This window comes from Mycobacterium sp. ITM-2016-00317 (genome assembly GCF_002968295.1).
Taxonomy (GTDB): domain Bacteria; phylum Actinomycetota; class Actinomycetes; order Mycobacteriales; family Mycobacteriaceae; genus Mycobacterium.
The window spans coordinates 2,806,551-2,831,240 of record NZ_CP134399.1 but is presented as its reverse complement, the minus strand read 5'-3'; the positions used below and the strand labels follow the sequence as shown (position 1 = coordinate 2,831,240).

General features: G+C 68.4%; 20 protein-coding genes and 3 pseudogenes. 10 read left to right on the top strand and 13 right to left on the bottom strand.

The features are described from left to right. Positions 1-2 precede the first annotated feature (2 nt). Together pheT and pheS are read right to left on the bottom strand one after the other, a co-directional pair. Positions 3-2,485 (bottom strand): annotated as a pseudogene (gene pheT, locus C6A87_RS13520) (phenylalanine--tRNA ligase subunit beta). Then, a complete protein-coding gene (pheS, locus tag C6A87_RS13515) occupies positions 2,485-3,528 on the bottom strand; it encodes a phenylalanine--tRNA ligase subunit alpha (protein ID WP_311117668.1) in 1,044 nt (347 codons plus the stop codon). The pseudogene pheT and the gene pheS overlap by 1 nt, the downstream one beginning before the upstream one ends. A gap of 207 nt (positions 3,529-3,735) precedes the next feature. Between pheS and C6A87_RS13510 the strand changes: the two genes are divergently transcribed. Next, on the top strand, positions 3,736-4,035 hold the full coding sequence (locus C6A87_RS13510) for a hypothetical protein (protein ID WP_311117667.1): 300 nt from the start codon (positions 3,736-3,738) through the stop codon (positions 4,033-4,035). Here the strand turns inward: C6A87_RS13510 and C6A87_RS13505 are convergent. Together C6A87_RS13505 and C6A87_RS13500 are read right to left on the bottom strand one after the other, a co-directional pair. Then, the gene (locus C6A87_RS13505) at positions 4,017-4,802 is read right to left on the bottom strand and encodes a rhomboid-like protein (RefSeq protein ID WP_311117666.1); all 786 of its coding nucleotides are present in this window, start codon (positions 4,800-4,802) and stop codon (positions 4,017-4,019) included. The two genes, C6A87_RS13510 and C6A87_RS13505, sit on opposite strands and share 19 nt — an antisense overlap. Before the next feature lie 8 nt (positions 4,803-4,810). Next, the gene (locus C6A87_RS13500; RefSeq protein WP_311117665.1) at positions 4,811-5,629 is read right to left on the bottom strand and encodes an adenylate/guanylate cyclase domain-containing protein; all 819 of its coding nucleotides are present in this window, start codon (positions 5,627-5,629) and stop codon (positions 4,811-4,813) included. Between the two features lie 145 nt (positions 5,630-5,774). Here C6A87_RS13500 and C6A87_RS13495 point away from each other — a divergent pair, with 145 nt between their 5' ends. After that, a complete protein-coding gene (locus tag C6A87_RS13495; protein WP_311117664.1) occupies positions 5,775-6,797 on the top strand; it encodes an oxygenase MpaB family protein in 1,023 nt (340 codons plus the stop codon). Positions 6,798-6,801: 4 nt separating this feature from the next. Beyond that, complete coding sequence (locus tag C6A87_RS13490; RefSeq protein ID WP_311117663.1) at positions 6,802-8,046, top strand: acyl-CoA dehydrogenase family protein; 1,245 nt, start codon at positions 6,802-6,804, stop codon at positions 8,044-8,046. 9 nt (positions 8,047-8,055) lie between these two features. Here the strand turns inward: C6A87_RS13490 and C6A87_RS13485 are convergent, their stop codons facing one another. The 6 genes from C6A87_RS13485 to infC form a co-directional block, all read right to left on the bottom strand. After that, positions 8,056-8,427 (bottom strand): GatB/YqeY, encoded by a 372-nt coding sequence (locus C6A87_RS13485; RefSeq protein ID WP_311117662.1) that lies wholly within the window; start codon positions 8,425-8,427, stop codon positions 8,056-8,058. A 59-nt stretch (positions 8,428-8,486) separates the two neighbouring features. Beyond that, complete coding sequence (locus C6A87_RS13480) at positions 8,487-9,782, bottom strand: PE-PPE domain-containing protein (protein WP_311117661.1); 1,296 nt, start codon at positions 9,780-9,782, stop codon at positions 8,487-8,489. Between the two features lie 244 nt (positions 9,783-10,026). Beyond that, on the bottom strand, positions 10,027-10,764 hold the full coding sequence (locus C6A87_RS13475; RefSeq protein ID WP_311117660.1) for an RNA methyltransferase: 738 nt from the start codon (positions 10,762-10,764) through the stop codon (positions 10,027-10,029). Between the two features lie 23 nt (positions 10,765-10,787). Beyond that, entirely contained in the window at positions 10,788-11,177 is a 390-nt protein-coding gene (gene rplT, locus C6A87_RS13470; RefSeq protein ID WP_311117659.1) for a 50S ribosomal protein L20, read from the bottom strand. 45 nt (positions 11,178-11,222) lie between these two features. Next, a complete protein-coding gene (gene rpmI, locus C6A87_RS13465; protein WP_311117658.1) occupies positions 11,223-11,417 on the bottom strand; it encodes a 50S ribosomal protein L35 in 195 nt (64 codons plus the stop codon). A 6-nt stretch (positions 11,418-11,423) separates the two neighbouring features. Further along, positions 11,424-12,086: a translation initiation factor IF-3 gene (infC, locus tag C6A87_RS13460; protein WP_311117929.1), complete on the bottom strand. Its 663-nt coding sequence runs from the start codon at positions 12,084-12,086 to the stop codon at positions 11,424-11,426. Between the two features lie 233 nt (positions 12,087-12,319). On the opposite strand from infC, the gene C6A87_RS13455 reads away from it, so the two are divergent. The 5 genes from C6A87_RS13455 to C6A87_RS13435 all read left to right on the top strand — a co-directional run bounded on the left by C6A87_RS13455 (position 12,320) and on the right by C6A87_RS13435 (position 18,914). After that, positions 12,320-12,691, top strand: coding sequence for a DUF1844 domain-containing protein (locus C6A87_RS13455; RefSeq protein ID WP_311117657.1), 372 nt, complete (start codon positions 12,320-12,322; stop codon positions 12,689-12,691). A gap of 38 nt (positions 12,692-12,729) precedes the next feature. Continuing rightward, positions 12,730-16,047, top strand: a complete 3,318-nt coding sequence (gene lysX / locus C6A87_RS13450; protein WP_311117656.1) for a bifunctional lysylphosphatidylglycerol synthetase/lysine--tRNA ligase LysX — start codon at positions 12,730-12,732, stop codon at positions 16,045-16,047. An 84-nt stretch (positions 16,048-16,131) separates the two neighbouring features. After that, entirely contained in the window at positions 16,132-17,442 is a 1,311-nt protein-coding gene (locus C6A87_RS13445; protein WP_311117928.1) for an alpha/beta hydrolase-fold protein, read from the top strand. A 10-nt stretch (positions 17,443-17,452) separates the two neighbouring features. Next, positions 17,453-17,698, top strand: coding sequence for a hypothetical protein (locus tag C6A87_RS13440; protein ID WP_311117655.1), 246 nt, complete (start codon positions 17,453-17,455; stop codon positions 17,696-17,698). A gap of 40 nt (positions 17,699-17,738) precedes the next feature. After that, on the top strand, positions 17,739-18,914 hold the full coding sequence (locus C6A87_RS13435) for a winged helix DNA-binding domain-containing protein (RefSeq protein WP_311117654.1): 1,176 nt from the start codon (positions 17,739-17,741) through the stop codon (positions 18,912-18,914). Here the strand turns inward: C6A87_RS13435 and C6A87_RS13430 are convergent. Both C6A87_RS13430 and uvrA read right to left on the bottom strand, forming a co-directional pair. Beyond that, on the bottom strand, positions 18,902-19,417 hold the full coding sequence (locus tag C6A87_RS13430) for an N-acetyltransferase family protein (RefSeq protein WP_311117653.1): 516 nt from the start codon (positions 19,415-19,417) through the stop codon (positions 18,902-18,904). The genes C6A87_RS13435 and C6A87_RS13430 overlap by 13 nt on opposite strands. A 2-nt stretch (positions 19,418-19,419) precedes the next feature. Beyond that, positions 19,420-22,322, bottom strand: a pseudogene (uvrA, locus tag C6A87_RS13425) (excinuclease ABC subunit UvrA). A 140-nt stretch (positions 22,323-22,462) separates the two neighbouring features. Between uvrA and C6A87_RS13420 the strand changes: the two are divergent. Together C6A87_RS13420 and C6A87_RS13415 are read left to right on the top strand one after the other, a co-directional pair. Beyond that, positions 22,463-23,139 (top strand): annotated as a pseudogene (locus C6A87_RS13420) (MBL fold metallo-hydrolase). A 34-nt stretch (positions 23,140-23,173) separates the two neighbouring features. After that, a complete protein-coding gene (locus C6A87_RS13415; protein WP_311117652.1) occupies positions 23,174-24,058 on the top strand; it encodes a fructose bisphosphate aldolase in 885 nt (294 codons plus the stop codon). Between the two features lie 56 nt (positions 24,059-24,114). On the opposite strand, the gene C6A87_RS13410 is transcribed toward C6A87_RS13415, so the two are convergent. Continuing rightward, positions 24,115-24,558 carry a universal stress protein gene (locus tag C6A87_RS13410; protein WP_311117651.1) on the bottom strand — a complete coding sequence of 148 codons (444 nt, stop codon included), beginning with the start codon at positions 24,556-24,558 and terminating at the stop codon, positions 24,115-24,117. Positions 24,559-24,690: the final 132 nt, after the last annotated feature.

The window sequence follows — 24,690 nt, the reverse complement described above, 5'->3', positions numbered from 1 at the left end:
GATCAACGGCGTTGAACTGCGCCCACACTGGCCGCTGCGGCCGCCACCGCGGACTCACGCGCGGCGCTGGCCTCGTCCTCGGTCAACGTGCGATCCGGCGCGCGGAACCGTAGCGCCAGGGCCAGCGACTTGCGGCCCTCACCGATCTGCGGGCCGGTGTAGACGTCGAAGATCCGGACATCCTCGAGGAGTGCGCCTGCACCCTCGCGGACCGCGTCGACGACGCTCTGCGCCGCGACATCCTCGTCCACGATCAGTGCGACGTCCTGCAGCACAGCCGGGAACGGCGACACCGCGGGCGCAGGCAGCCGCTCGACCAGCGGCACCGCGTCGAGGTCGATCTCCACCGCGCAGGTGCCCTTGGGCAGACCGGAACGTTCGACCACCGCGGGGTGCAGTTGCCCGGCGTGACCGACGACCACGTCGCCGACCAGGATCTCCGCGCACCGGCCCGGATGCCACGGCAGGTACTGCGCGGCCCGGAAGGTGAATTCGACGTCGACTGCGCGGCCGATGACCCGCACGGCCTCGAATGCGTCCGCGGCCTCGACGGGACGGCCCCGGCCCCACGGCCCGGCAGGTTCCCGCAGGCCCGCCAGCACCGCGCCGACGTGCTGCGGCTGCCGGGGCAGCGACGCGTCCAGCGTCGCGATCTCCTCGTCGGTGGGTCGCCGGTCGTTGGGGATGCGCTCGATGGCTCGGGTGTCGGGCGTCGGCTCCACCACCTGCGCGATCGCGAACAGCGCGACGTCGGCCGCTCCACGGGACACGTTGCGGCTCAACGCTTCGAGCAGTCCTGGCAACAGCGTGGTGGCCAGGTTCGGGCGGTCGGATTCGAGCGGGTTGAGCACCTGGGTGGTGTTGCGGCGGGCATCGTCGTCAGCCAGTCCCCACTGGTCGAAGATCGCCGCCGGAAGGAACGGGGTGGGCAGGATCTCGACGAAACCGTTGAGCGCCATCGACTTTCCTACTGCACGCCGACGCTTCTGTGAGGCGGTCAGGCCGCGGCGGCCGGGGCGGCGGGCAGCACCGAGGGGATCGCGTCGAGCCCCTCCAGGCGCATCACCTCCTCGACCAGGTCGGCGGGCTGCCGGATGTCGGGACGCCAACTCGGCGGCGTCGCCGTCACCGTGTCTCCGTCGACGACGACCGTGGCACCGATCTGAGTCAGCCGCTTGCGCACAGCGTCCTGCGGGTACTCGACACCGGCGGTACGGTCGGGCAGATCCACGGGCATGCTGACCGCCGGATGCGACCAGTCTTCGCGGGGTGGGTCGCCACGCCAGTCGGTCAGCTTGGGTTCGACTGTGCCGCCTGCGATCTCGGCCAGCAGCGCAGAACAACGGTCCAGCGCGGCGACCGACACGGCAGGATCGACGGTCCGCTCGTAGCGCCTGGCCTCGCTGTGCAGCCGCAGCCGGCGCTGGGTGCGGGACACCGCCGCGGGATCCCAGACGGCGGCCTCCAGCAGCACGTCGGTGGTGTTCTCGCGCACTTCGGTGGTGCCGGCGCCCATCACCCCGCCGATCGCCGCGGTGGCGACGTCGTCGACGATCAGCACGTCGACCGGATCGAGGGTGCGCTCGACGTCGTCGAGCGTGACGACCTTCTCCCCCGGCTCGGCGAACCGGACCCGGAACCCGCCGGTGATCAGGCTGCGGTCATGGGCGTGCATCGGGTGGCCCAGCTCGAGCATGACGTAGTTGGTGACGTCGACGGCAGGCGAGATCGCGCGGATGCCGCTGAGCAGCAACCTGCGCTGAACCCACCACGGGGACACCGCTTTCGGATCGATCCCGGTGACCGGGCGCAGACCGAACCGTTGCACCCCGGTGCCGGGCTCGATGGTCACCGGCAGCGCCTCACCCTCGACGGGCAGCGGCGCGACGTCAGCGGGGTCGACGAACTCGAGGTCGTAGGCATTGGCGATCTCGCGGGCCATCCCGCGCACCGACAGGCAGTAACCCCGGTCCGGGGTGACCGCCAGATGGAAGACCACGTCGTCGAGGCCGAGGATGTCGGCCGCCGGGGTGCCCGGCTCGGCGGTGCCCGGCGGCAGCACCAGGATGCCGGAACGGTCGGTTCCGAGGTTGAGTTCGGAGACCGAGCAGATCATGCCGTCGGAGGTGCGCCCGTAGGTCTTGCGGGTGGCGATGGTGAAGTCGCCAGGCAGCACAGTGCCGGGAAGCGCTACCACGACCAGCGCCCCGACCGCGAAGTTCGTTGCCCCGCAGACGATGTCACGCGGCTCCGACTCTCCCACGTCAACCTTGCACGCGCGGATCGGCTTCTTGAACTCGGTGAGTTCCTCGATCTCGGCGACCCGGCCGATCGTCAGCGGACCGGTCACCGGCCCGACGGGGATGATCTCCTCGACCTCGTGGCCGATGCGGATCAGTGTCTGCTCCAGGTCCTCGGCGGAGACGTCCCAGCCCGGAGCGCCCGCCTGCACGACCTCGCGCAGCCAGCTGTACGGAAGGCGCATCAGGCCCCCACCCCGAACGGCAGCGAGAACCGCACGTCACCCTCGACCATGTCGCGCATGTCCGGGATGCCGTTGCGGAACTGCAGCGTGCGCTCCAGACCCATGCCGAACGCGAAGCCCGAGTACACCTCGGGGTCGATGCCGCACGCCCGCAGCACGTTCGGGTTCACCATGCCGCAGCCGCCCCATTCGACCCAGCCGGGTCCGCCCTTCTTGTTCGGGAACCAGATGTCGACCTCCGCGGACGGCTCGGTGAACGGGAAGAAGTGCGGCCGGAACCGGGTCCGGCCCTGGGGGCCGAACTGCGCGCGGGCGAACGCGTCGAGCGTGCCGCGCAGATTCGCCATCGTCAGTCCCTTGTCCACAGCGAGGCCCTCCACCTGATGGAAGACCGGGGTGTGGGTCGAGTCGAGTTCGTCGGTGCGGAAGGTGCGCCCGATCGAGATGATGTACACCGGCAGGTCCCGCTCCAGCAGCGCACGGATCTGCACCGGCGAGGTGTGGGTGCGCAACACCTGCCGGGAGCCGTCCGGGGCCACGTGGAAGGTGTCCTGCTCGCTGCGAGCCGGGTGGTCGGGCGGGAAGTTCAACGCATCGAAGTTGAACTGTTCGGTCTCCACCTCCGGCCCTTCGGCCAGCTCCCAGCCCATCGCGACGAAGGTGTCGGCGACGTTCTCGGCCAGGATTGTGATCGGGTGCCGCGCCCCGACCGGCTGACGGGTCGACGGCAGCGTGACGTCGATGCGCTCGGCGACCAGCACCGCGGCGTCGCGTTCGGCACGCAGCACCGCCAACCGTTCGTCGTACAGCCGCTGGGCCTCGGTGCGCGCGACGTTGACCCGCTTGCCTGCGTCGGCGCGTTCGGCCTTGGGCAGCGAGCCCAGTGCCTGTCGCGCGACGGCGATCGGGGCCCGGTCACCGAGATGCTCGGTCTTGGCCCGGGCAAGCTCGTCGAGAGTGGCGGCCTGGTCGAAGGCACGCTCGGCTGCGCTGACCGCTTGGGCCAGCGCTTGGTCTGTTAGGTCTCCTGGCTGATCAGCCACCCGGCGATCATAGGCGATGCGTTCCCGGGCACTCCGTCTGCCTCCGACGACGGACTCCTGCCAATCGCCGACCAAATACTGCCACCGGAATTTATGCGGTGAGCTGCGGGTTTAAGGGTTCAGATCATCAAGATCCAGCACCACCAGAAGTCGAACCGCGCGACACGCTCCACGGCTCCGACCCGAGACAATGGGAAGAGCAGAACCATGAGGAACCTCACCATCGCCACCACCATCGCTGCCGGTCTGAGCGCCGCCGCAGTCGGCCTGGCCGCCCCCGCGCCTGCCGCCCCCACCGGAGGCAGCGCCGAGCAGACGATCAGCCGGCTGGAGGCCCAGGGCAACCGGGTCGTGGTCAACCGTCTCTCCGACGCCCCGTTGAGCCAGGCCACCGTGGTCGGTATCAACAAGGGTGGCGACCTGCGCTCCACGGTCCGCGACTACTTCAACGACCGGACCTACCAGCAGACGAAGACGGGCAGCATCTACTACGTCGACGTGCGCTGAGCAGACACTGCAGGCGAGGCACCTCCCATCGGGAGGTGCCTCGCTTCATTTCGCCCGCGCCACAGTCGTGCGACACCGAGACCGCACAGCGCGCCGAGAGCGCCCCAGGCGACGCCGTAGCCCACCGATGGAGCACCACCGGTCAGCACGAGATAGCCGAACACCGCCCCGGCCGCCGACAGCGTGAGCCTCGGCCCGGTCCAACCCGATGGCGGACCGAAACGCAGTGACAGCGCGCTCCCGATCGCCAGCGCCAGCACGTGTCCGACATCGGTGAAGTCGGGGCCGCCCGCGAGCACCGTCACCGCGACCGACCCCCACCACCCCGTCCACGCCGGGCGCCACCGCGGCGGGATGGCCCCGGTCAGCCCGCCCAGCGCGGCCATCGCGACGTAGCTGATCCCGGTGTCGGAGGCCCGGGCGATCGCCGCGGGCAACCAGCCCACGCGCATCGCCACGGCCAAGCCCGCAGCCACGACCAACGACGCGACGACATGGCCGGCCACCACTATCTGCACCAACCGCCAGGCGCCCCAGAGCAATTCGGCCGCAGCGAGTACGCACACCAGGCCGGGCAGCCACTGGTAGACCGGTCCCGCGTCGACCACGAACGCGCTGCCGATCAGCGTCGCGAACCGACCGTGACCGAGATTGTGCAAGTTGGTGCTGACATGACGGACAAGGGCGGCGTACCGGTCCGGCGCCATCTGCACGGTGACCGCCGTGACCCCGACGACGAGCGTCGTGTAACACAGTGTGACCCGCACCGAGCCCACTATCCGCCGGCAGGCACCCCGTCGCCGTCCTCGGCCGCTGGCAACTGTCTGAGAGTTTTGAGCCGGTACATGGTGAAATCCGAGGGCACGCCGTCCTGCCGAGCCCCGAACACCAGCCTGCGCAGTTTCTTGGCCGTCACACCGAGGGTCTGAAACTCCTCGTCTGGGATGCGTTCCAGGGTGGCCTCGGAGACGACGAGTTCCCCGCGGGTGGCGCGTTCCATCACGCGGGCAGCGAGATTTACGTCGATGCCCAGCCAGTCCGAACCGATCCGCTGCGGCCTGCCGGTGTGCACGCCGACCCGCATCCGCGGCGTATACCCGTCGACGTCAAGGGCTTTCACGGCCTGCCGGGCCGCGATGACGGCACGCACCGCGGTGGTGGGTTCGGCGAACACGGCCATCAGCCCGTCACCCATGCGCTTGACGATGTGCCCGCCGGCTTCCAGTAAAGGGGGTTCGACGACCTGCGCCACGCGGCGCAGCAGGCGCAGGGTGGCGTCGTCGCCGGCCTTGAGCGACCACGCCGAGAACCCCACCAGATCGGTGAACACCAGGGTGGCCTCGGCGTTGGCGGGGCGCCCCGAGACGCGTTCGGTCAGCGCCTGCCAGACCTGGAGTGCGCCCAGGCTGACCTCTCGGGTCACCGCGTCGCGTTCCAGGATCCGGTCGGCGGCGCGGGCCGCCGCACGCGGGCCACCCTCCCCGCTGACCGACAGCGGATCACCGAACTCGGGGTCACCGGGCAGCGCACGCCGGGTGCGGCGCAGAAACTCGATGATGCCGTCGTGGTGGTTGACGCCCTGCAACCAGCCCACGGGTCCTGCAGACCGTCGGCCTGCTGGCTCGCCCGGCGGGTCGTCGTCCACGGCGCAAGCGTAATCGAGCCGTCCGGGACGCCCTCCGATCCATAGACAACGATTGTTGTCAGCGCCTATCGTGGAAAGGGTGCGATCAACGGCGATGGCAGACTCCGCCCGGGCCTCCGACGCCCATCCTCTGGGCCCGGATTCCCTGACGTGGAAGTACTTCGGCGACGTGCGGACCGGCATCCTCGGCGTCTGGATCGGCGCCATCCAGAACATGTATCCACAACTGGGCGCCGGTGTCGAAGACCATTCGATCCTGCTGCGCGAGCCGCTGCAGCGGGTGGCGCGGTCGGTGTACCCGATCATGGGCGTGGTGTACGACGGTGATCGCGCCGCGCAGACCGGCGCCCAGGTCCGCGGGTTCCACAACACGATCAAGGGCGTCGACGCCGACGGCAGGCGCTATCACGCCCTCGACCCCGAGACGTTCTACTGGGCGCATGCGACGTTCTTCATGCTGATCATCAAGACCGCCGAGTACTTCTGCGGCGGCCTGACCGAAGCCGAGAAACAACAGCTCTTCGACGAGCACGTGCAGTGGTACCGGATGTACGGGATGAGCATGAAACCGGTCCCGCAATCCTGGGAGGCGTTCTGCGAGTACTGGGATCGCAAGTGCCGCGAGGAGCTGGAGATCAACAAGGCGACGCTGGACATCTTTTCGATGCGGATCCCCAAGCCGTGGTTCGTGGCACTGCCCACGCCGTTGTGGGACCAGATCTTCAAACCGATGATCGGCGCGCAACGCTGGGTCGCCGCAGGGGTTTTCGATCCGGTGGTGCGCGAGCGGGCGGGCATGCGGTGGACACCGGGTGACGAGATCGTGCTGAGGCTGTTCGGCAAGCTGGTCGAACTCGCCTTCCTCGCGGTACCCGACGAGATCCGCCTGCATCCCCGCGCGGTGGCCGCATACCGCCGCGCCGAGGGCAGGGTCCCCGCCGACGCTCCGTTGGTGGAGGCGCCGTCGTTCATGGCTCCGCCGCGGGACCGGCGGCACATGCCCATGCACTACCTGCCTCCGCAGAGATCGCTGCTGGACCGGGTCGGTTCGCTGGTGCACACGACGTTCTCTTTGGCGGGGGGCCGTCCGGCCCGCGGACGCCATAAGGCAGCCTGAACGCATGCTGGAATGGTCTGATGTCGATCTTGCCGTGCGCGATGCCGTCCGCGAGTTCGTCGATAAAGAAATCCGTCCGCACGTCGATGCGCTGGAAAGCGGTGAGATGGAGCCCTACCCCATCATCCGCAAGCTCTTCACCACGTTCGGCATCGATGCGATGGCCAGTGAGGCGCTGCAGAAGCGACTGAGCAGGCTCCGCAACGGCGAGTCGTCCTCGGGAGGCGGCGGGGGCGGCATGTTCGGCAGCGGCCAGGGCGGTATGGGTTTCGTCGTGGTCAGCGAACTGTGCCGGGTGTCGATGGGCGTGGTGACGGGCATGGGCGTGAGCCTCGGTCTCACGGTGCCGACGATTCAGAGCCGGGGCACCCTGGCCCAGCAGGAGCGGTGGCTGCCGGAGCTGGTGACCTACGAGAAGGTCGGCGCCTGGGCCATCACCGAACCCGACTCGGGATCAGATGCCTTCGGCGGCATGAAGTCCTATGTGACCCGTGCCGCGGACGGCTCGGGCGACTACATCCTCAACGGCCAGAAGACGTTCATCACCAACGGCCCGGACGCCGACGTCGTCGTCGTGTACGCCAAGCTGGACGAAGGCGATCCGTCGGTGGACAAGCGCGACCGCAAGGTCCTCACCTTCGTCCTCGACCGCGGCATGGAGGGTTTCGTCCAGTCGAAACCGTTCCGCAAGATGGGGATCCACTCCTCCCGCACGGGCGAACTGTTCTTCAACAACGTGCGGCTGGGTAAAGACCGCCTGCTCGGAGAGACCGAGGACAACAAATCCGGTGACGGCCGCGACAGCGCCCGGTCGAGCTTCTCCGCCGAACGGATCGGGGTCGCGGCGATGGCGCTCGGTGTCATCGAGGAGTGTCTGCGGCTTTCGGTGGACTACGCCAGGACACGCACCCTGTGGGGCAAGGAGATCGGGCAGTTCCAGCTGATCCAGCTGAAACTGGCCAACATGGAAGTCGCCCGGATGAACGTGCGCAACATGCTGTTCCGCGTCATCGAAGCCGCCGAGAAAGGCGCGCCGATCTCGTTGGCCGAGGCGTCGGCGATCAAGTACTACTGCTCGCAGGCCGCGACCGACGTCGCGATGGAAGCGGTGCAGCTCTTCGGCGGCAACGGTTACATGACCGAGTACCGCGTGGAGCAGCTGGCCCGCGACGCGAAGTCGCTGATGATCTACGCAGGAAGCAACGAGGTCCAGATCACCCACGTGGCAAAGGGTCTGCTCAAGGGCTAGCGGGCTGGCTCAGACCTCGTCGAGCAGTCGGGCGAGCACGTCGGCCTCGGCGTGCAGCACCGCTGCCCGGTCATGGTGCCCGGTAAGGGTGAATTGGTCGGCCGCGCTTCGTCGTTCGCCGATCTCGGCGTGGATGAGGCCTAGCACCTCGGCATCGCGGAGCTCCCTTCTGGGCACCTCGGTCGCACCGACGCCGACTGCGCTGTCGGCGATCGCACCCGCTGCCGGCACAGGCCCGTCGGGGGTCTCCGCGTTGTCGATCGCGCTCATCGTCGAGCGAAGCGCCGACGTCGACGTGGCGTCGCGTTCTTTGCGTGCCGTGATCAGGCGGTGACGTAGTTCGGCGCGCCAACGCTCGGCGGCAGGACGGTGTTCGGTCACGGCCGTCACCGTAGCTTCAGGCCACACCGCGCGCATTCGAATTACTGTCCGACTTCGCGCTACTCCGCGCCGCTGTCGTTGTCGTTGTTGTTGTTGTTGCCGTTGTCCGTGGTGCCGCCGGCCGGTCCGTTGGCGGTGCTGTTGCCGGCGTCGTCGTTGCCGGCGTCGTTGCCCGAGTCCTGGTTGCCGGACTCGCCGGGGTCCGAGTCGTCGCCCTCGGAATCGTCACGGCCCAGGTCGTTGTCGTCGATCGGCGTGCCATCCTCGGGATCGGGCTGCCCGATCTCCTCGGCGCCCACATCCGGACCGACTGCCGGTCCCTGCGTATCCAGTGACGGGCCTCCGCCGTGCTCCCCGTCGGCCGCCGGTGCGACCGGGTTCAGCACCTCGGGCTGCTTCGTCGGTGCCGGCTCGGCCGGTGGCAGCGTCTGGGGGTGGGCGGTCAGCTGCCGCCGGGCCTCCGGGGCCGACCCCGAGGTGAGCTCGGGTGCGGCGGGCGGCGGGTTCAACATCGGTGCCTGCTGCGCGGACAGGTCCATCTCGGCGAGCGTGGGTGGAATGCCGACCTCCCACTTCGGACGGTTGTAGGCGGAGTCGACGATCGGCCGCAACAACTTGTCGAGGAACGCGACGAACTCCGGCGCGAAACCCGCGTCCTTGAGCGGGCGCAGCATCGGGAGCAACGGCGTCTGGATCAGCACGAGGGTCGTCTTGCCGCCCGCCTTGCCTTCGACGATGTGGTACTTCGTCGGCACCGTGTACAGATCGGTCCATGCTGCGTCGACGTGCAGGTCGACACCACCCATCACCGCGTTCAGGAGGGCGAGCAGGTTGAACGGGTTGTCCGGGAAGTCCGTCACGCCGTCGTACTCGGCCATCACGATCATCACGTTGTACGGCGTGTCCGGCAGCGGCCGGTACGGGACACCCCCGACCGTCATCAGCAGCTTGCTGGGTGCGCCGTAGATCATCGCGTTGAGGCGCTGCGGGTTGGGCCGGTCCTCCGCCGGAAGTTCCATCAGCCTGCGCAGCACCCTGTCGACCGCGGGAGCGCCTTCCGAGACACCCCCGATCGTGATCAGCTCGTCCGGCTTGGCCTCGAGCGTCTGGAATATCGAGTCGTAGAGGTTGTTCGTACCGACCTCGACCGAGTATTGGAAATCGTCCGCGCCGGGAAACGGCACGCTGACCCGGTGGTAGTCGCCGAAGAAGCCGCCGAAGGCCGTCGACATCTGTTCGTCGGTCAGCTCGGCGTAGCCGCCTTTGCCGCCGACCAGAAGTGCCGTCGCCCCGTTGGCCACGGCAGGCGTGAACGCCACCGCGACGACCCCGATCAAAGTGACCCAACGATTCATGGTCCCCACCCGCCCCCCGCGTGAAGTTGCCCCTAGTAGATCAGGTTACGAATGGGTCCGCCACTCGGCAATAGATCCAGGGAACTATTTGTGAGGTGGATCCGGTCTAGATCCTTCGTCGAAAACCGACAAATGCGCAGTTCAAGATGTTGCAAAGGGAAACGAACTATCGGTCCCGGCACCCCTCGGTGTAGTTCGGCGGGGTTTGGAAAACCCCGAACCAACAAGGTCAGCAACTGCTGAGTTACTTGCTACGGAAGCTCTGATAGAGGCAGATCGCCGCTGCCGTCGCGACGTTGAGGCTTTCGGCCCCTCCGGCCATCGGGATCCGCACCCGTGTGGTGGCCATGTCCACCACCTCGCTCGGCAGTCCGTGCGCCTCCGGCCCGAACAGCCACGCGGTCGGCGTATCCAGGGCGACGTCCTCGAGGCTGACAGCGGCGTCGAGCGTGGTCGCCAACACCTGCAGCCCCGCGTCTCTGATCGCGGAGACGGCAGCCACGGCATCGGGTGCGCTGAGCACCGGGATGTTGAAGATGCTGCCCGCCGACGCGCGCAGGCATTTCCCGTTGTACGGGTCGACGCTGTCACCGGCGAGCACCACGGCGTCGGCGCCCATCGCGTCGGCCACCCGGATGATCGTGCCGGCGTTGCCCGGTTCGGAGATACCCACCGGCACCGCGACCAACGTCGGGTTTCGCGAGAGAATGTCGTCGAGCCCGATCTCGGGCATCGCACACACGGCGACCAAGCCGACCGGCGTCACGGTGTCGGACAACGCTTTTGCCGCCTTGTCCGACACCAGATGCACCGGGGCCGCCTCGAGCAGCGCGGCGAATCTCTCTGCGGCGCTCTCGGTGGCGAAGACCTCGTGAACGAGACCGCGCCGCAACGCGGCCTCGACCAGGTTGGGACCTTCGGCGAGGAAGCGTGCGGCGCGGCGGCGCCCGGTGTGGCGGTGCAGTTTGACTGCCGCCGCCACCCGGGCAGAACGCTCGGTGAGGGTCAGGCAGCCTCGCCCGAGGGAGCGTTGACATCCTCGGGCAGCGCGGCCCTGGCGATCTCGACCAGCGCGGTGAAGGCGGCCGGGTCGCTGACGGCGATCTCGGCGAGGTTCTTGCGATCGACCTCCACGCCGGCGGCCTTGAGGCCCTGGATCAGCCGGTTGTACGTGATGCCGTTGGCGCGGGCGGCGGCATTGATGCGGGTGATCCACAACTTGCGGAAGTCACCCTTGCGTGCCTTGCGGTCACGGTAGGCGTAGGTCAGCGAATGCAGCTGCTGCTCTTTGGCCTTGCGGTACAGCCGGGACCGCTGGCCGCGGTAGCCCTTCGAGGCCTTCAGTACAGTGCGCCGCTTCTTCTGCGCGTTGAGTGCGCGCTTCACGCGTGCCATGGGGTTTTCCTATCTCGGTCGGGTCAGGTTCGGGGCTGTCGCGCTCTAGCCGTTGAGCATCTTCGCGACGCGCGTGGAGTCGTTCGCCGACACCGTGGTGCGGCCGTCGAGCCGACGGGTGCGCTTGGACGCCTTGTGCTCGAGCAGGTGCCTACGGTTGGCCTTCTGACGGACGATCTTGCCGGTTCCGGTGCGACGGAACCGCTTCGAAGCGCCGCTGTGGGTCTTCGCCTTGGGCATTTTTCCTCAGTTCTTCGGTGTGTCGGTCGGTGCGCCGGCAGGCGGCGCAGCCTGGGTGTCGGTGCCAGATCCTCTTCGCGCGACGGGCTCATCGGTGCCAGGAGATCGTCGCGCCAGCGGCTCATCGGCGTCGTGCGCCGCCTTCGCGCGAGTCTTCGCGCCGCGGTGCGGCGCCAGCACCATCGTCATGTTGCGGCCGTCCTGCTTCGCGGACGTCTCGATGAAGCCGTAATCGGCGACATCGGCGCCCAGGCGTTGCAGGAGTCGGAAACCCAGTTCGGGTCGCGACTGCTCGCGTCCGCGGAACATGATCGTCACCTTGACCTTGGACCCGGCTTCGAGGAAGCGGATGACGTGACCCTTCTTGGTCTCGTAATCGTGCGGGTCGATCTTGGGACGCAGCTTCTGTTCCTTGACGACGGTCTGCTGCTGGTTCTTGCGAGACTCACGCGCCTTCTGTGCCGTCTCGTACTTGAACTTGCCGTAGTCCATGATCTTGCACACCGGCGGCTTGGCGTCGGGGGCTACTTCGACAAGATCGAGATCGGCATCGGCGGCGACGCGGAGTGCATCTTCGATGCGCACGATGCCTACCTGCTCACCGCCAGGTCCGATCAGCCGGACTTCAGGTACGCGAATGCGCTCGTTGACGCGGGTCTCAGTGCTGATGGGGCCTCCTATGTTGTCCTCAGGAGTCCCTCGATCCGCCGGCACGCTGCTTCCGAAGAAACGCGTAAGCCCTGCTCAGAGCAGGGCCCAATGCCGACCAGGACAGACATCGACGATGTCTGTGACCGGACCGCGTAGCCTTCGGTGATCCGGTGGCCGGCGGTGGGAGTTTGGGACTCCACTTGCTGTCCCTGGCGTGAGCCGGGACGGTCGCGCATGCCAGTCTAGCAGCCATGACCGATACCTCCGACATCCCCGAATCCGGCGCCGCCGCCGACGGCCCGAACGTTCGCGAACTGGCGACGATACCCGCGGTCGAGGTGATCACCAGGTCGGCCGTGATGCTGATGAGTGCGGCCGCAGAGAAGCTCGGCCTGTCCGACGCCGACCCCGAAGACAGCCCGCACCTGGACCTCGACGAGGCCCGGCGCCTGATCACCGCACTCGCCGGCCTCGTCACCGCGTCGGTCGAGTACCTGGGCCCGCACGCGGGCCCGGTCCGTGACGGTCTCAAAACCCTGCAGCTGGCGTTCCGCGAGGCCAGCGCGGCTCCGGACGAGCCCGGTCACGGTCCGGGAGAGAAATACACCGGGCCGGTCTGGTAGCAGGGAATTCCCGGCCGGAGCGAATATCCTCCCGGCCTATGACCGCTACCCGCCTCGTCCGGGCACATCCGTCGTCCACCTATCGGTGGGTCCCGGCGGCCGCCGGCTGGGTGGTGGGCGTCATCGCCACGCTGTCCCTGCTGGCGAGTGTGTCGCCCCTGGTCCGCTCGGTGATCCGGGTTCCGCGGGAGTGGGTCGACGACTACATCTTCAACTTCCCGGACACGAGTTTCGCGTGGGCCTTCGTGCTGGCGTTGCTGGCGGCGGCACTCGCCGCCCGCAAACGCCTCGCGTGGTGGATCCTGGTCGGCTACCTGGTGGCGGCGGCGGGGTGGAACGTCGCCGCCCTGGTCGACGGCGAGCAACGCTGGTACCAGGAAGTCGGCGAGATCATCGGGCTGGTCTTCCATGTCGCGGCGGTCGCGTTCCTGCTCCTGGCCCGCAACCAGTTCTGGGCCCGGGTTCGCCGCGGGGCGCTGGTCAAGTCCGCCGCGACCCTGGTGGCGGGGATGGCCGTCGGCACGCTCGTCGGCTGGGGCCTGCTGGAGCTGTTCCCCGGCAGCCTCGCCCGTCCGTATCGCTTCTGGTACGCGCTGAACCGGGTGAGCGCGTTCGCCGGCGCCGACGCCGACCAGTTCAGCGGTCACCCGCACGTGTTCGTCAACGCGCTGCTCGGCTTGTTCGGGGCGGTCGCGCTGATGGTCGCCGCGATCGTGCTGTTCCAGTCGCAGCGCGCGGACAACGCCCTCACCGGTGAGGACGAGTCGGCGATCCGGGGGCTGCTGGAGGTCTACGGCAAGAACGACTCGTTGGGCTACTTCGCCACCCGCCGGGACAAGGCGGTGGTGTTCGCACCGGACGGCCGCGCCGCGATCACCTACCGCGTTGAGGTCGGCGTGTGCCTGGCCAGCGGCGATCCGGTCGGCGACCCGAAAGCCTGGCCGCAGGCCATCCAGGCGTGGCTGAAGCTGTGCGAGACCTACGGGTGGGCGCCGGGGGTGATGGGGGCCAGCTCCACGGCCGCCCAGACGTTCCGTGAGGCCGGGCTCAGCGCACTCCAGCTCGGCGACGAGGCGATCCTGCATCCCGAGAACTTCCGGCTGTCCGGGCCCGAGATGCGGGCGGTCCGGCAGGCGGTGACGCGCGCCCGCCGCGCCGGTGCCACGGTGCGCATCCGCAGGCACCGGGAGCTGTCCGCGGACGAGATGACCGAGGTCGTCCGGCGGGCGGACGCCTGGCGCGACACTGAGGACGAACGCGGGTTCTCGATGGCGCTGGGCCGGCTCGGCGACCCCGCCGACGGCGACTGCCTGCTGGTGGAGGCGGTGCAGGACACCGACTCGGGGACGGACGACGTGGTCGCGTTGCTGTCCCTGGTGCCGTGGGGCAGCAACGGCGTGTCGCTGGACCTGATGCGCCGCTCCCCGCACTCCCCCAACGGCACCGTCGAGCTGATGGTCAGCGAGCTGTGCATGCAAGCCGAGGACATCGGTGTCACCCGGATCTCGTTGAACTTCGCGATGTTCCGCTCGGCATTCGAGCAGGGCGCCCAATTGGGCGCGGGCCCGGTGGCGCGGCTGTGGCGTTGGCTGCTGGTGTTCTTCTCCCGGTGGTGGCAGTTGGAGACCCTCTACCGGTCGAACATGAAGTACCAGCCCGAGTGGGTGCCGCGGTACGCCTGCTACGAGGACGCCCGGCTGGTGCCCCGCGTCGGCGTCGCCTCGGTCATCGCCGAAGGCTTTCTGGTGCTTCCGTTCTCGCGTCGCAACGCACAGCCACACACGGGCCAGCACATCGCCGCGCCCGGCACGCTGGTGGCCACCGGCCTGTTACACAGCGACGGCACCGCACCCGACAGGATCGCGCAGGCGGCCGATGCTGCCGAGGACGACCAGCCGAGGCTGCCCGAGCAGGTCCGGGTCCGGATGGCCAAACTCAAGGCGCTGCAGGCGCAGGGCATCGACGCGTACCCGGTCGGTAGCCCACCCAGTCACACCGTCGCGCAGGCCTCGGCCGGCGCGGACGGCACCGAGGTCACCGTCGCCGGGCGGGTGCTGCGACTGCGGGACTACGGCGGTGTGCTGTTCGCCCAGCTACGCGACTGGTCCGGGGAAACCCAAGTGGTGCTGGACAATTCGCTGCTGGCCGGCGGGGACACCGCCGACTTCACCCGGGCCATCGATCTCGGCGACCTGATCGAGGTGACCGGGACGATGGGCCACAGCCGGTCGGGCAAGTGGTCACTGCTGGCGACCGACTGGCGACTGATCGGCAAATGCCTGCGTCCACTGCCGGACAAGTGGAAGGGCCTGACCGACCAGGAGGCGCGCGTCCGCGCCCGTTACGTCGACCTCGCGGTCAACACCGACGCCCGCGAGCTGATCCGGGCCCGCAGCGGGGTGCTGCACGCGATCCGCGAAACCCTGGTCGGCAAAGGCTTTCTGGAGGTGGAGACGCCGATCCTGCAACAGATCCACGGCGGCGCGAACGCCCGGCCGTTCCTGACCCACATCAACGCCTACGACCTCGATCTGTACTTGAGGATCGCCCCGGAGCTGTACCTGAAGCGGCTGTGCGTCGGCGGCGTCGAGCGGGTCTTCGAGCTCGGGCGCGCGTTCCGCAACGAGGGTGTCGACTTCAGCCACAACCCCGAGTTCACGCTGCTGGAGGCCTACCAGGCACACGCCGACTACAACGTGTGGATCGACGGCTGCCGGGAGTTGATCCAGAACGCCGCGCAGGCGGCCAACGGTGCGCACGTGTTCATGCGGCCGCGCGCCGACGGGGTTCTCGAGCCCGTCGACATCTCCGGTCAGTGGGCGGTCAAGACCGTGCACGGCGCGGTGTCCGAGGCGCTCGGCGAGCACATCGGCCCGGACACCGACGTGGCGACGCTGCGGAAGCTGTGCGACCGCGCGGGCATTCCGTACCTGACGCACTGGGATGCCGGCGCGGTGGTCCTCGAGTTGTACGAGCACCTGGTCGAGGATCAGACCCGGGAACCGACCTTCTACAAGGACTTCCCCACCTCGGTCTCGCCGTTGACCCGGCCGCATCGCAGCATCCCCGGGGTGGCCGAGCGGTGGGATCTCGTCGCGTGGGGCGTCGAACTCGGCACCGCCTACAGCGAGCTCACCGATCCGGTCGAACAGCGCCGCCGGTTGCAGGAACAGTCGCTGCTGGCCGCCGGCGGCGATCCGGAGGCAATGGAACTCGACGAGGACTTCCTGCAGGCGATGGAGTACGCGATGCCCCCGACGGGTGGACTCGGCATGGGGGTGGACCGGGTGGTCATGCTGATCACCGGGCGCAGCATCCGCGAGACCCTGCCGTTCCCGCTGGCCAAGCCCCGATAGCCCGGACGCCGGGCCGAACCGCGTTCGCAGGAGGATCACAGCTGGTCTCCAGCCACGCCGGTCAAGCTGGGTGCTGTGACATTGATGCACGGTTGGTTGCCGGTTTCGGTGCAGATCCTGGCAGTGGTCGCCGTGGCCGCGGCGACCGGCTGGCGGACCCGGCGGTGGCGGCTGGTGTGGCTGCCCTGGTCGGCGCTGATCGGCGGGGTGCTCGCAGTCGCCGCGTACTGCTACATCCGCTCGGCCGGGGTGGCCGACGACACGAACCCGGCACCGGTCACGTTCTGGGCGTGGATCGCATTGTCCGGGTTCGCTTTCGGGGTGCTGGTGGCCGGCTGGTGGAAAGCGCCGTGGTGGCGCCGGGTGGTTGCCGTGCTGGCGGTGCCGTTGTGCGCGCTGTCCACGGCACTCGTGCTGAACCTCTGGGTCGGCTATTTCCCCACCGTGCAGAACGCCTGGGGTCAGCTGACCGCGGGACCGCTGCCCGACCAGACCGACCAGGTCACCATCGCGGCGATGCAGAGGGGGCACAAGATCCCGATCAAGGGCAGCCTGGTCGCCGTCGACATTCCCGACAGCGCATCGGGTTTCAAGCACCGCCAGGAGTGGGTCTATCTGCCGCCGGCGTGGTTCGCGAGTGACCCTCCCCCCGCCCTGCCTGCGGTGATGATGATCGGCGGTGAGTTCAACACCCCGGCGGACTGGCTGCGCGCCGGCGGGGCGGTCAAGACGCTCGACGACTTCGCCGCGGCCCACGCCGGGTACGCCCCGGTGTTCGTGTTCGTCGACCCCGGCGGCACGTTCAACAACGACACCGAGTGTGTCGACGGACCCCGCGGCAACTCCGCCGAACACCTCGTCGGCGACGTGGTGCCCTACGTGAAGGCGAAGTTCGGGGTGAGTGCCGCCCCCGCGAACTGGGGGGTGGTCGGCTGGTCGATGGGCGGCACCTGTGCAGTCGACCTGACCGTGATGCACCCGGATGTGTTCAGTGCTTTCGTCGACATCGCCGGTGACGCCGCGCCGAACGCCGGCACCCGGGACGAGACGGTCGAGCGCCTCTTCGGCGGCGACAGCGCCGCGTACACCTCGTTCGATCCGGCGGCGGTGATCACCCGGCACGGCCCGTACCGCGGCATGGCGGGGTGGTTCGACGTCAACGACGCCGTCTCGGTGGCCCTGGACCCCAAACCCAACGACCAGGCCGCCGCCGCGCAGACCTTGTGCGCGCTGGGCCGCACGGCGGGCATCGACTGCGCGGTGGTGAGCCAACCGGGCAATCACGACTGGCCCTTCGCGTCGACGGCGTTCACCGCAGCACTGCCCTGGCTCGCGGGCAAGATCGGTACCCCGGCGGCAGCGCAAGTCGGCCTGCCCGGAACGATCCGCGGGTAGCGTGGCCCATATGCCGGACGTTCCCCCCACCGAGTCCGAACCCGGTTACACCTCCGACGGGGTGCCGACGTTCGATTCTGTTCGCGAGAAGATCGAGACGCGCTATGCGACGTCGGTCGGTTCGGCGGAACTCGCCTCGGAGACACCGGAGGGCCACGGGGTCGAGCAGCAGTACGACATGCGGCAGCGCGCCGCGGCCGAACGGCTCGCCCGGATCCGCGAATCGATGACCCCGAAGGCTGCCGAGGACCAATAGCCGGACCGGTGTCGGGCCCCGGCGGTACGGTTCGACCTCGATGCGGACTATCACCCTCCCCGAGCGGCGCGCCAGACTGGCCGTCCGTCACCTGCTGGTCCCCGGGCGGGACGGTCCCGCGACGGCGGAAGCGGTGACCGGTCGGCTGGTCGGTCTGCACGCGACCGACCCGGCCACCCCTCACCTGTCGCTGTGGGCCAGGCTGTCCGGATACACCGTCGCCGACCTGAACGCAGCGCTCTACGAACGGCGTTCACTGGTCAAGCATCTCGCGATGCGGCGCACGCTGTGGGTGGTCCACGCCGAACATCTGCCGGCGGTGCAGTCGGCGGCCAGTGACCGGGTGGCAGCCAACGAAACCCGCCGGCTGGCCGCCGATGTCGAGAAGGCCGGGGTGGCCGCCGACGGGCTCACCTGGCTGGACACCGCCGGTGCGGCGGTGCTCCGGCATCTGCAGGATGCGGGGCCGCGGACGGCCACGCAGGTGCGTGAAGCGCTCCCGGAGCTGACCGGAACCCACGACCCCGCCCCCGGCAAGCCGTACGGCGGGCAAGCGCATCTGGCGCCGCGGGTGCTCACCGTGCTGGCCGCTCGCGGTCACATCGTCCGCGGCCCCAACGACGGCGGCTGGACCACGTCGCGGCCCCGGTGGGTCGCGGCCGGCCAGTGGCTGACGCCCGCCGAGCCCATGCCGCCGGAGCAGGCCCGCGCCGATCTGGTCCGGCGCTGGCTGTACGCCTTCGGCCCCGCCACGGTGACCGACGTGAAGTGGTGGTTCGGCAGCACGCTCGGCTGGGCCCGGCAGGCGCTGAACGACGTCGACGCCGTCGAGGTCGACCTGGACGGCGTGCCCGGTTATGTGCTGCCCGGCGACGAAGAGCGTGTGCCCGACGTCGAACCCTGGTGCGCGCTGCTGCCCGGGCTGGACGTCACGACGATGGGGTGGGCCGGGCGGGACTGGTACCTGGGACCGCACCGCGACGCTGTGTTCGACCGCAACGGTAACGCCGGCCCGACGGTCTGGGTGGACGGGCGCATCGTCGGTGCGTGGCGGCAGGACTCCGCAGGCCGGGTGGAATTGGTGATGCTCGAGGACGTGGGACGCGTTGGGCGCAAGGCACTCTCGGAGCGGGCCGACGCGCTGACGGATTGGCTGGACGGGGTGCGGGTGAACCCGCGCTTCCCGTCCCCCGCATGCAAGCCTCAACCGGGGTGAGGGAGGGTCTTCTGCAGAAGGACCGTGTCCAGCCAGCGGTCGTGTTTGAAACCGACCGCCGACAACCGGCCCGCGTCGGCGAAGCCGCGCCGGCGGTGCAGGCTCAGCGATGCGGCCGCGTCGGCGTCCACAATGACCGCAATCACCTGCCGGATCCCCGCCTGTGCGCATTCGTCGAGCAGAGCGTCCAACAGGACACCCCCGACACCGCGCCCGGCCGCGTGCGGCGCGACGTAAACGGAGTCCTCGACCGTGAATCGGTACGCCCGCCGGGACTTCCACGGCGCGCAGTACGCGTATCCGGCTACTCCACCGTCCGCGACGGCCACCAGATACGGCAGGCCGGCGCCGGTGACCGCGGCCATCCGGCGCAACAACTCGTCGCGCCCCGGCGGTTCGAGTTCGAACGTCGCCACACCGGTGCGCACGTAGTGGGTGTAGATCGCGCCGATGGCGTCCACGTCCTCCGGCTCCGCAGGACGCACGGTCACCGCGATGGACACCGTCAGGCGCTGACCTTGGTTCGCCTGCGCGCCTTCGCCTTCGGCCGGGCCATGCCCAGCGTCTCGGCGAGGAAGTGGCCCGTGTAGCTGTCCGGGTTGGCCGCCACGTCCTCGGGCGTGCCGGTCGCGACCACGCTGCCGCCGCCCGATCCACCTTCGGGTCCCATGTCGATGATCCAGTCCGAGGTCTTGATCACGTCGAGGTTGTGCTCGATCACGATCACCGTATTGCCTTTGTCCACAAGGCCGTTGATCACGGTCAGCAGCTTGCGAATGTCCTCGAAATGCAGGCCGGTGGTCGGCTCGTCGAGGATGTAGATGGTGCGCCCGGTCGACCTCTTCTGCAACTCGGAGGCCAGCTTCACGCGCTGGGCTTCGCCGCCGGACAGCGTCGGGGCGGGCTGACCCAGCCGGACATAGCCGAGCCCGACGTCGACGAGAGTCCTGAGGTACCGGTGGATCGAGCTGATCGGCTCGAAGAACTCGGCCGCCTCCTCGATCGACATGTCCAGGACCTCGGCGATGGTCTTGCCCTTGTAGTGCACCTCGAGGGTCTCGCGGTTGTAGCGGGCGCCGTGGCACACCTCGCACGGCACGTACACGTCGGGCAGGAAGTTCATCTCGATCTTGATGGTGCCGTCGCCCGAACACGCCTCGCACCGCCCACCCTTGACGTTGAACGAGAACCGGCCCGGCTGATAGCCGCGCACCTTGGCCTCGGTGGTCGCGGCGAACAGGGTGCGGATCTTGTCGAACACCCCGGTGTACGTCGCAGGGTTGGACCGCGGGGTCCGTCCGATCGGCGACTGGTCGACGCGGACGAGCTTGTCGAGCTGGTCCAGTCCGTTGATCCGGGTGTGCCGCCCGGCACCTGCCGCGCCCCATTGAGCTTGTTGGCCAGCACCGAAGCCAGGATGTCGTTGACCAGCGTCGACTTGCCGGAGCCCGAGACGCCCGTGACCGAGGTCAGCACCCCGAGCGGGAACGCGACGTCGATCTCGCGCAGGTTGTGCTCGCGCGCGCCGACCACGGTGAGCTGACGCTTCTTGTCCACCACCCGGCGCATCTCCGGGACCTCGATCTGCTCTTTACCGGAGAGATAGGCGCCGGTGATCGATTCGGGGTTCTTGAGCAGATCCGCGTAGGTGCCGCTGTGCACGATCTGGCCGCCGTGCTCACCGGCGGCGGGGCCGATGTCGACCACCCAGTCGGCGTGCGCGATCGTGTCGAGGTCGTGTTCGACGACGATCAGGGTGTTGCCCAGGTCGCGCAGGCGGACCAACGTGTCGATCAGCCTGCGGTTGTCACGCTGATGCAGCCCGATCGAGGGCTCGTCGAGCACGTAGAGCACCCCGACCAGACCGGAACCGATCTGGGTGGCCAGCCGGATGCGTTGCGCCTCACCACCGGACAGCGTGCCCGCCGCCCGGGACAGCGACAGATAGTCCAGCCCGACGTCGAGCAGAAAGCCGAGCCGCGACTGGATCTCCTTGAGCACCTGCCCCGCGATGGCCGCCTCCCTGGTGCCCAGGGTCAGCGCGTTGAGGAACTCCGCGCACTCGGCGATCGAGAGTTCGGAGACCTCGGCGATGGACTTCGGGCCGAACTTCCCGGCCGTCATCGTCACGGCCAGGATCTCCGGCTTGAGGCGGGTGCCGTCGCACTCCGGGCACGGCACGTCGCGCATGAAGCCTTCGAGCCGCTCCTTGGTCTGCTCGGAGTCGGTCTGCTCCATCCGTCGGTGCAGGAACGCCATCACGCCTTCGAAGTCGGCGTAGTACGACCGGGTGCGTCCGTAGCGGTTCTTGTACCGGACGTGCACCTGCTCGTCGCAGCCCTCCAGGATCGCCCGGCGCGCCTTGGCCGGGAGTTTCTTCCAGGGGGTGTTGACGTCGAACCCGAGTTGGTCGCCCAGACCGGACAGCATCCGGGTGAAGTACTCGGCGGTGTTGCCCATCGACCAGGGCGCGATGGCCCCCTCGGCCAAGGTGAGGTCGGGGTCGGGCACCACGAGGTCGGGGTCGACCTCCTTGCGGATGCCCAGACCCAGGCATTCCGGGCACGCCCCGTAGGGCGAGTTGAACGAGAACGACCGGGGCTCGAGGTCGTCGACGGCCAGTGGGTGGCCGTTCGGGCAGGCCAGCTTCTCCGAGAAGCGCTGCTCGCGGTGCGGGTGATCGTCCTCACGGTCGACGAATTCGAGGACGAGGATGCCGTCGGCGAGGTTCAGTGCGGTCTCCACCGAGTCGGTGAGACGCTGCTTGGCGCTCGCCTTGACCGTCAACCGGTCCACGACGACCTCGATGTCGTGCTTTTCCTGTTTCTTCAGCTTCGGCGGGTCGGTCAGCGGATAGACCACGCCGTCGACCCGCACCCTGCTGTAGCCCTGGGTGTTCAGCTTGTCGAACAGGTCGACGAACTCGCCCTTGCGCGTGCGCACCACCGGCGCCAGCACCTGGAACCGGAGCCCCTCGTCCATCGCGAGGACCTGGTCGACGATCTGCTGCGGGGTCTGCTTGGCGATCCGTTCCCCACACACGGGGCAGTGCGGTGTGCCGGCGCGGGCGTAGAGAAGACGCAGGTAGTCGTAGACCTCGGTGATGGTGCCGACGGTCGAACGCGGGTTCCGGTTGGTCGACTTCTGGTCGATGGACACCGCGGGCGAGAGGCCCTCGATGAAGTCGACGTCGGGTTTGTCCATCTGGCCCAGGAACTGGCGGGCGTACGCCGACAGCGACTCGACGTAGCGGCGCTGCCCCTCGGCGAAGATCGTGTCGAAGGCCAGCGACGATTTGCCGGAGCCCGACAACCCGGTGAACACGATCATCGCGTCGCGCGGCAGATCGAGGTCGACCCCGCGCAGATTGTGCTCCCGGGCACCCTTGACAACTAGGCGGTCAGCCACCGATGCCCCTTCTGATACTCAAATGTCTCGGCCCTGTTCGTTGGGTGGGCGCAGTACAGACCCATGCTAGGTCTGACCACCGACATGTTTCTCCGACGGTGTCGACGCCGCCCGGAACCCACGAAGTAACGTGGTTGCCCATGACAGTCGTCGACGACAACTACACGGGCCACGTCGAGCCCCAGCGGGCGGCGCGACGCACACTTCCGGGCGCGTCGATCATCAAGGTGTCGGTGGGCCCCATGGACAACAATGCCTACCTGGTCACCTGTTCCCAGACTGGTGAGACGTTACTCATAGACGCCGCCAACGACGCGGAGATCCTGCTCGAACTGATCGACCGGCACGCGCCGACGCTGTCGCTGATCGTCACCAGCCATCAGCATCAGGACCATTGGCTGGCCCTCAAGGACATCGTGGACAGCACCGATGCACCGACGGCGGCGCACAGTCTGGACGCCGGACCACTGCCCGTCGCCCCGGACCGCCTGCTGTCCGGCGGCGACACGCTGACCGTCGGCGAGTTGCACTTCGACGTGATCCACCTCCGCGGCCACACGCCCGGTTCGGTGGCGCTGGCGCTGAGCGGGCCGCCACCGACGGCAGGGTCCACCTGTTCACGGGTGACTGCCTGTTCCCCGGCGGGGTCGGCAAGACCTGGAAGGAAGGCGACTTCGAACAGTTGCTCGGCGATGTCACCGAGCGCGTGTTCGACGTCTTCCCCGATCAGACCGCCGTGTATCCAGGACACGGCGACGACACCACGCTCGGGACCGAACGTCCGCATCTGGACGAATGGCGCGAGCGCGGTTGGTGACCGCGGTACCGGAGAGAAGGTTCAGAAAGGGATCATGAGCAGCGACCAGTTCAACAAGGCCCAGCAGGGAGCCGGCTTCATTGCGGCGCTCGACCAGAGCGGTGGCAGCACGCCCAAGGCGCTGAAGCTGTACGGCATCGCGGAGGACGCGTACTCCAGCGACGCCGAGATGTTCGATCTGGTGCACGAGATGCGGACCCGCATCATCACCAGCCCGAGCTTCGACGGCGAGCGGATCGTCGGCGCGATCCTGTTCGAGGACACGATGGACCGGCAGATCGAGGGCCGCGACACCGCCGACTACCTGTGGAACGTCAAGCAGATCGTGCCGTTCCTGAAGGTCGACAAGGGCCTGGCCGAGGAGAAAGACGGCGCCCAGGTGATGAAGCCGATCCCGGGCCTCGACGAGCTTCTCGCCCGCGCCCGCGACAAGGGCGTCTTCGGCACCAAGATGCGCTCGGTGATCAAGCTGCCCGGCGCCGGCCTGGACGCGGTCGTCGAGCAGCAGTTCGAGGTCGGCAGGCAGATCCTGGCCGCCGGCCTGGTGCCGATCATCGAGCCCGAGGTCGACATCCACAGCCCGGAGAAGGGCAAGGCCGAGGAGCAGCTCAAGGCGTCGATCCTCAAGGCCCTCGAAAGCCTGGGCGACGACCAGGCCGTGATGCTGAAGCTGACCCTGCCCGATGTCGACAACCTCTACCGTGAGCTCGTCGAGCACCCGAAGGTGCTGCGGGTGGTGGCGCTCTCGGGCGGCTACAACCGGGAGCAGGCCTGCGACAAGCTGGCAGCCAACCAGGGCGTGATCGCGAGCTTCTCGCGTGCCCTGACCGAAGGTCTGACCGCCCAGCAGAGCGACGAGGAGTTCAACTCGGCGCTCGACGCGGCCATCACCGCGATCGCCAAGGCGTCGAACACCTGACATGAGAGAACCCTGGGTCGGCTAGCCGGCCCAGGGTTCTTCGTGTTCGCTCCGGGTCAGGAGGTGTGCACGATCAGCACATCGCTCTTGGACCGCCGCGCCACATTGGCGGGAACCGATCCCAGCAGGCGGCCGGCGATCGTGCTCAGGCCGACATTGCCGACGACCAGCAAATCAGCGCTGACCTCCTCGGCAAGTTCGACGAGAGCATCCACCGGCGCGCCGACGATGGCCTTCTCCTCGATATTCTGCGCTCCAGCAGCCTTGGCGCGGTCGCGTGCCTCACGAAGGATCGCGTAGATCGGAGCGTTGCCGGACATCTTGTAACCCTCGTCCTTGAGCACGTCCGCGGCGCGGGCGTCCTCGTGCTGAGGGAAGTAGGCGGTCGCGACGATGAGCTTCGCGTTCGCCCCGGCAGCGATCTGACCGGCGCGGTCGACGGCACGCAGCGACGAATCTGATCCGTCCGTACCAACCACCACCGTTTGATAGGCGCTCATCCATATCCTCCCAGCGTCAGTTGCAATGCCACCCGAGACAGTAACGTGCCTACGGGCGAACATGGGTGCGAATCACCGCACAACAATGCCATCCGCGATGTTTCGGCTCCAGCGAACCCCCGCAACGTCACT

Excerpts from the sequence above, each read along its gene's own strand:
- C6A87_RS13510 (WP_311117667.1), top strand. The coding sequence starts at position 3,736 with ATGAGGAACCTCACCATCGCCACCACCATCGCTGCCGGTCTGAGCGCC.
- C6A87_RS13495 (WP_311117664.1), top strand. The coding sequence starts at position 5,775 with ATGGCAGACTCCGCCCGGGCCTCCGACGCCCATCCTCTGGGCCCGGAT.
- C6A87_RS13490 (WP_311117663.1), top strand. The coding sequence starts at position 6,802 with ATGCTGGAATGGTCTGATGTCGATCTTGCCGTGCGCGATGCCGTCCGC.
- C6A87_RS13480 (WP_311117661.1), bottom strand. The coding sequence starts at position 9,782 with ATGAATCGTTGGGTCACTTTGATCGGGGTCGTCGCGGTGGCGTTCACG.
- rplT (WP_311117659.1), bottom strand. The coding sequence starts at position 11,177 with ATGGCACGCGTGAAGCGCGCACTCAACGCGCAGAAGAAGCGGCGCACT.
- rpmI (WP_311117658.1), bottom strand. The coding sequence starts at position 11,417 with ATGCCCAAGGCGAAGACCCACAGCGGCGCTTCGAAGCGGTTCCGTCGC.
- C6A87_RS13455 (WP_311117657.1), top strand. The coding sequence starts at position 12,320 with ATGACCGATACCTCCGACATCCCCGAATCCGGCGCCGCCGCCGACGGC.
- lysX (WP_311117656.1), top strand. The coding sequence starts at position 12,730 with ATGACCGCTACCCGCCTCGTCCGGGCACATCCGTCGTCCACCTATCGG.
- C6A87_RS13445 (WP_311117928.1), top strand. The coding sequence starts at position 16,132 with ATGCACGGTTGGTTGCCGGTTTCGGTGCAGATCCTGGCAGTGGTCGCC.
- C6A87_RS13440 (WP_311117655.1), top strand. The coding sequence starts at position 17,453 with ATGCCGGACGTTCCCCCCACCGAGTCCGAACCCGGTTACACCTCCGAC.
- C6A87_RS13435 (WP_311117654.1), top strand. The coding sequence starts at position 17,739 with ATGCGGACTATCACCCTCCCCGAGCGGCGCGCCAGACTGGCCGTCCGT.
- C6A87_RS13415 (WP_311117652.1), top strand. The coding sequence starts at position 23,174 with ATGAGCAGCGACCAGTTCAACAAGGCCCAGCAGGGAGCCGGCTTCATT.
- C6A87_RS13410 (WP_311117651.1), bottom strand. The coding sequence starts at position 24,558 with ATGAGCGCCTATCAAACGGTGGTGGTTGGTACGGACGGATCAGATTCG.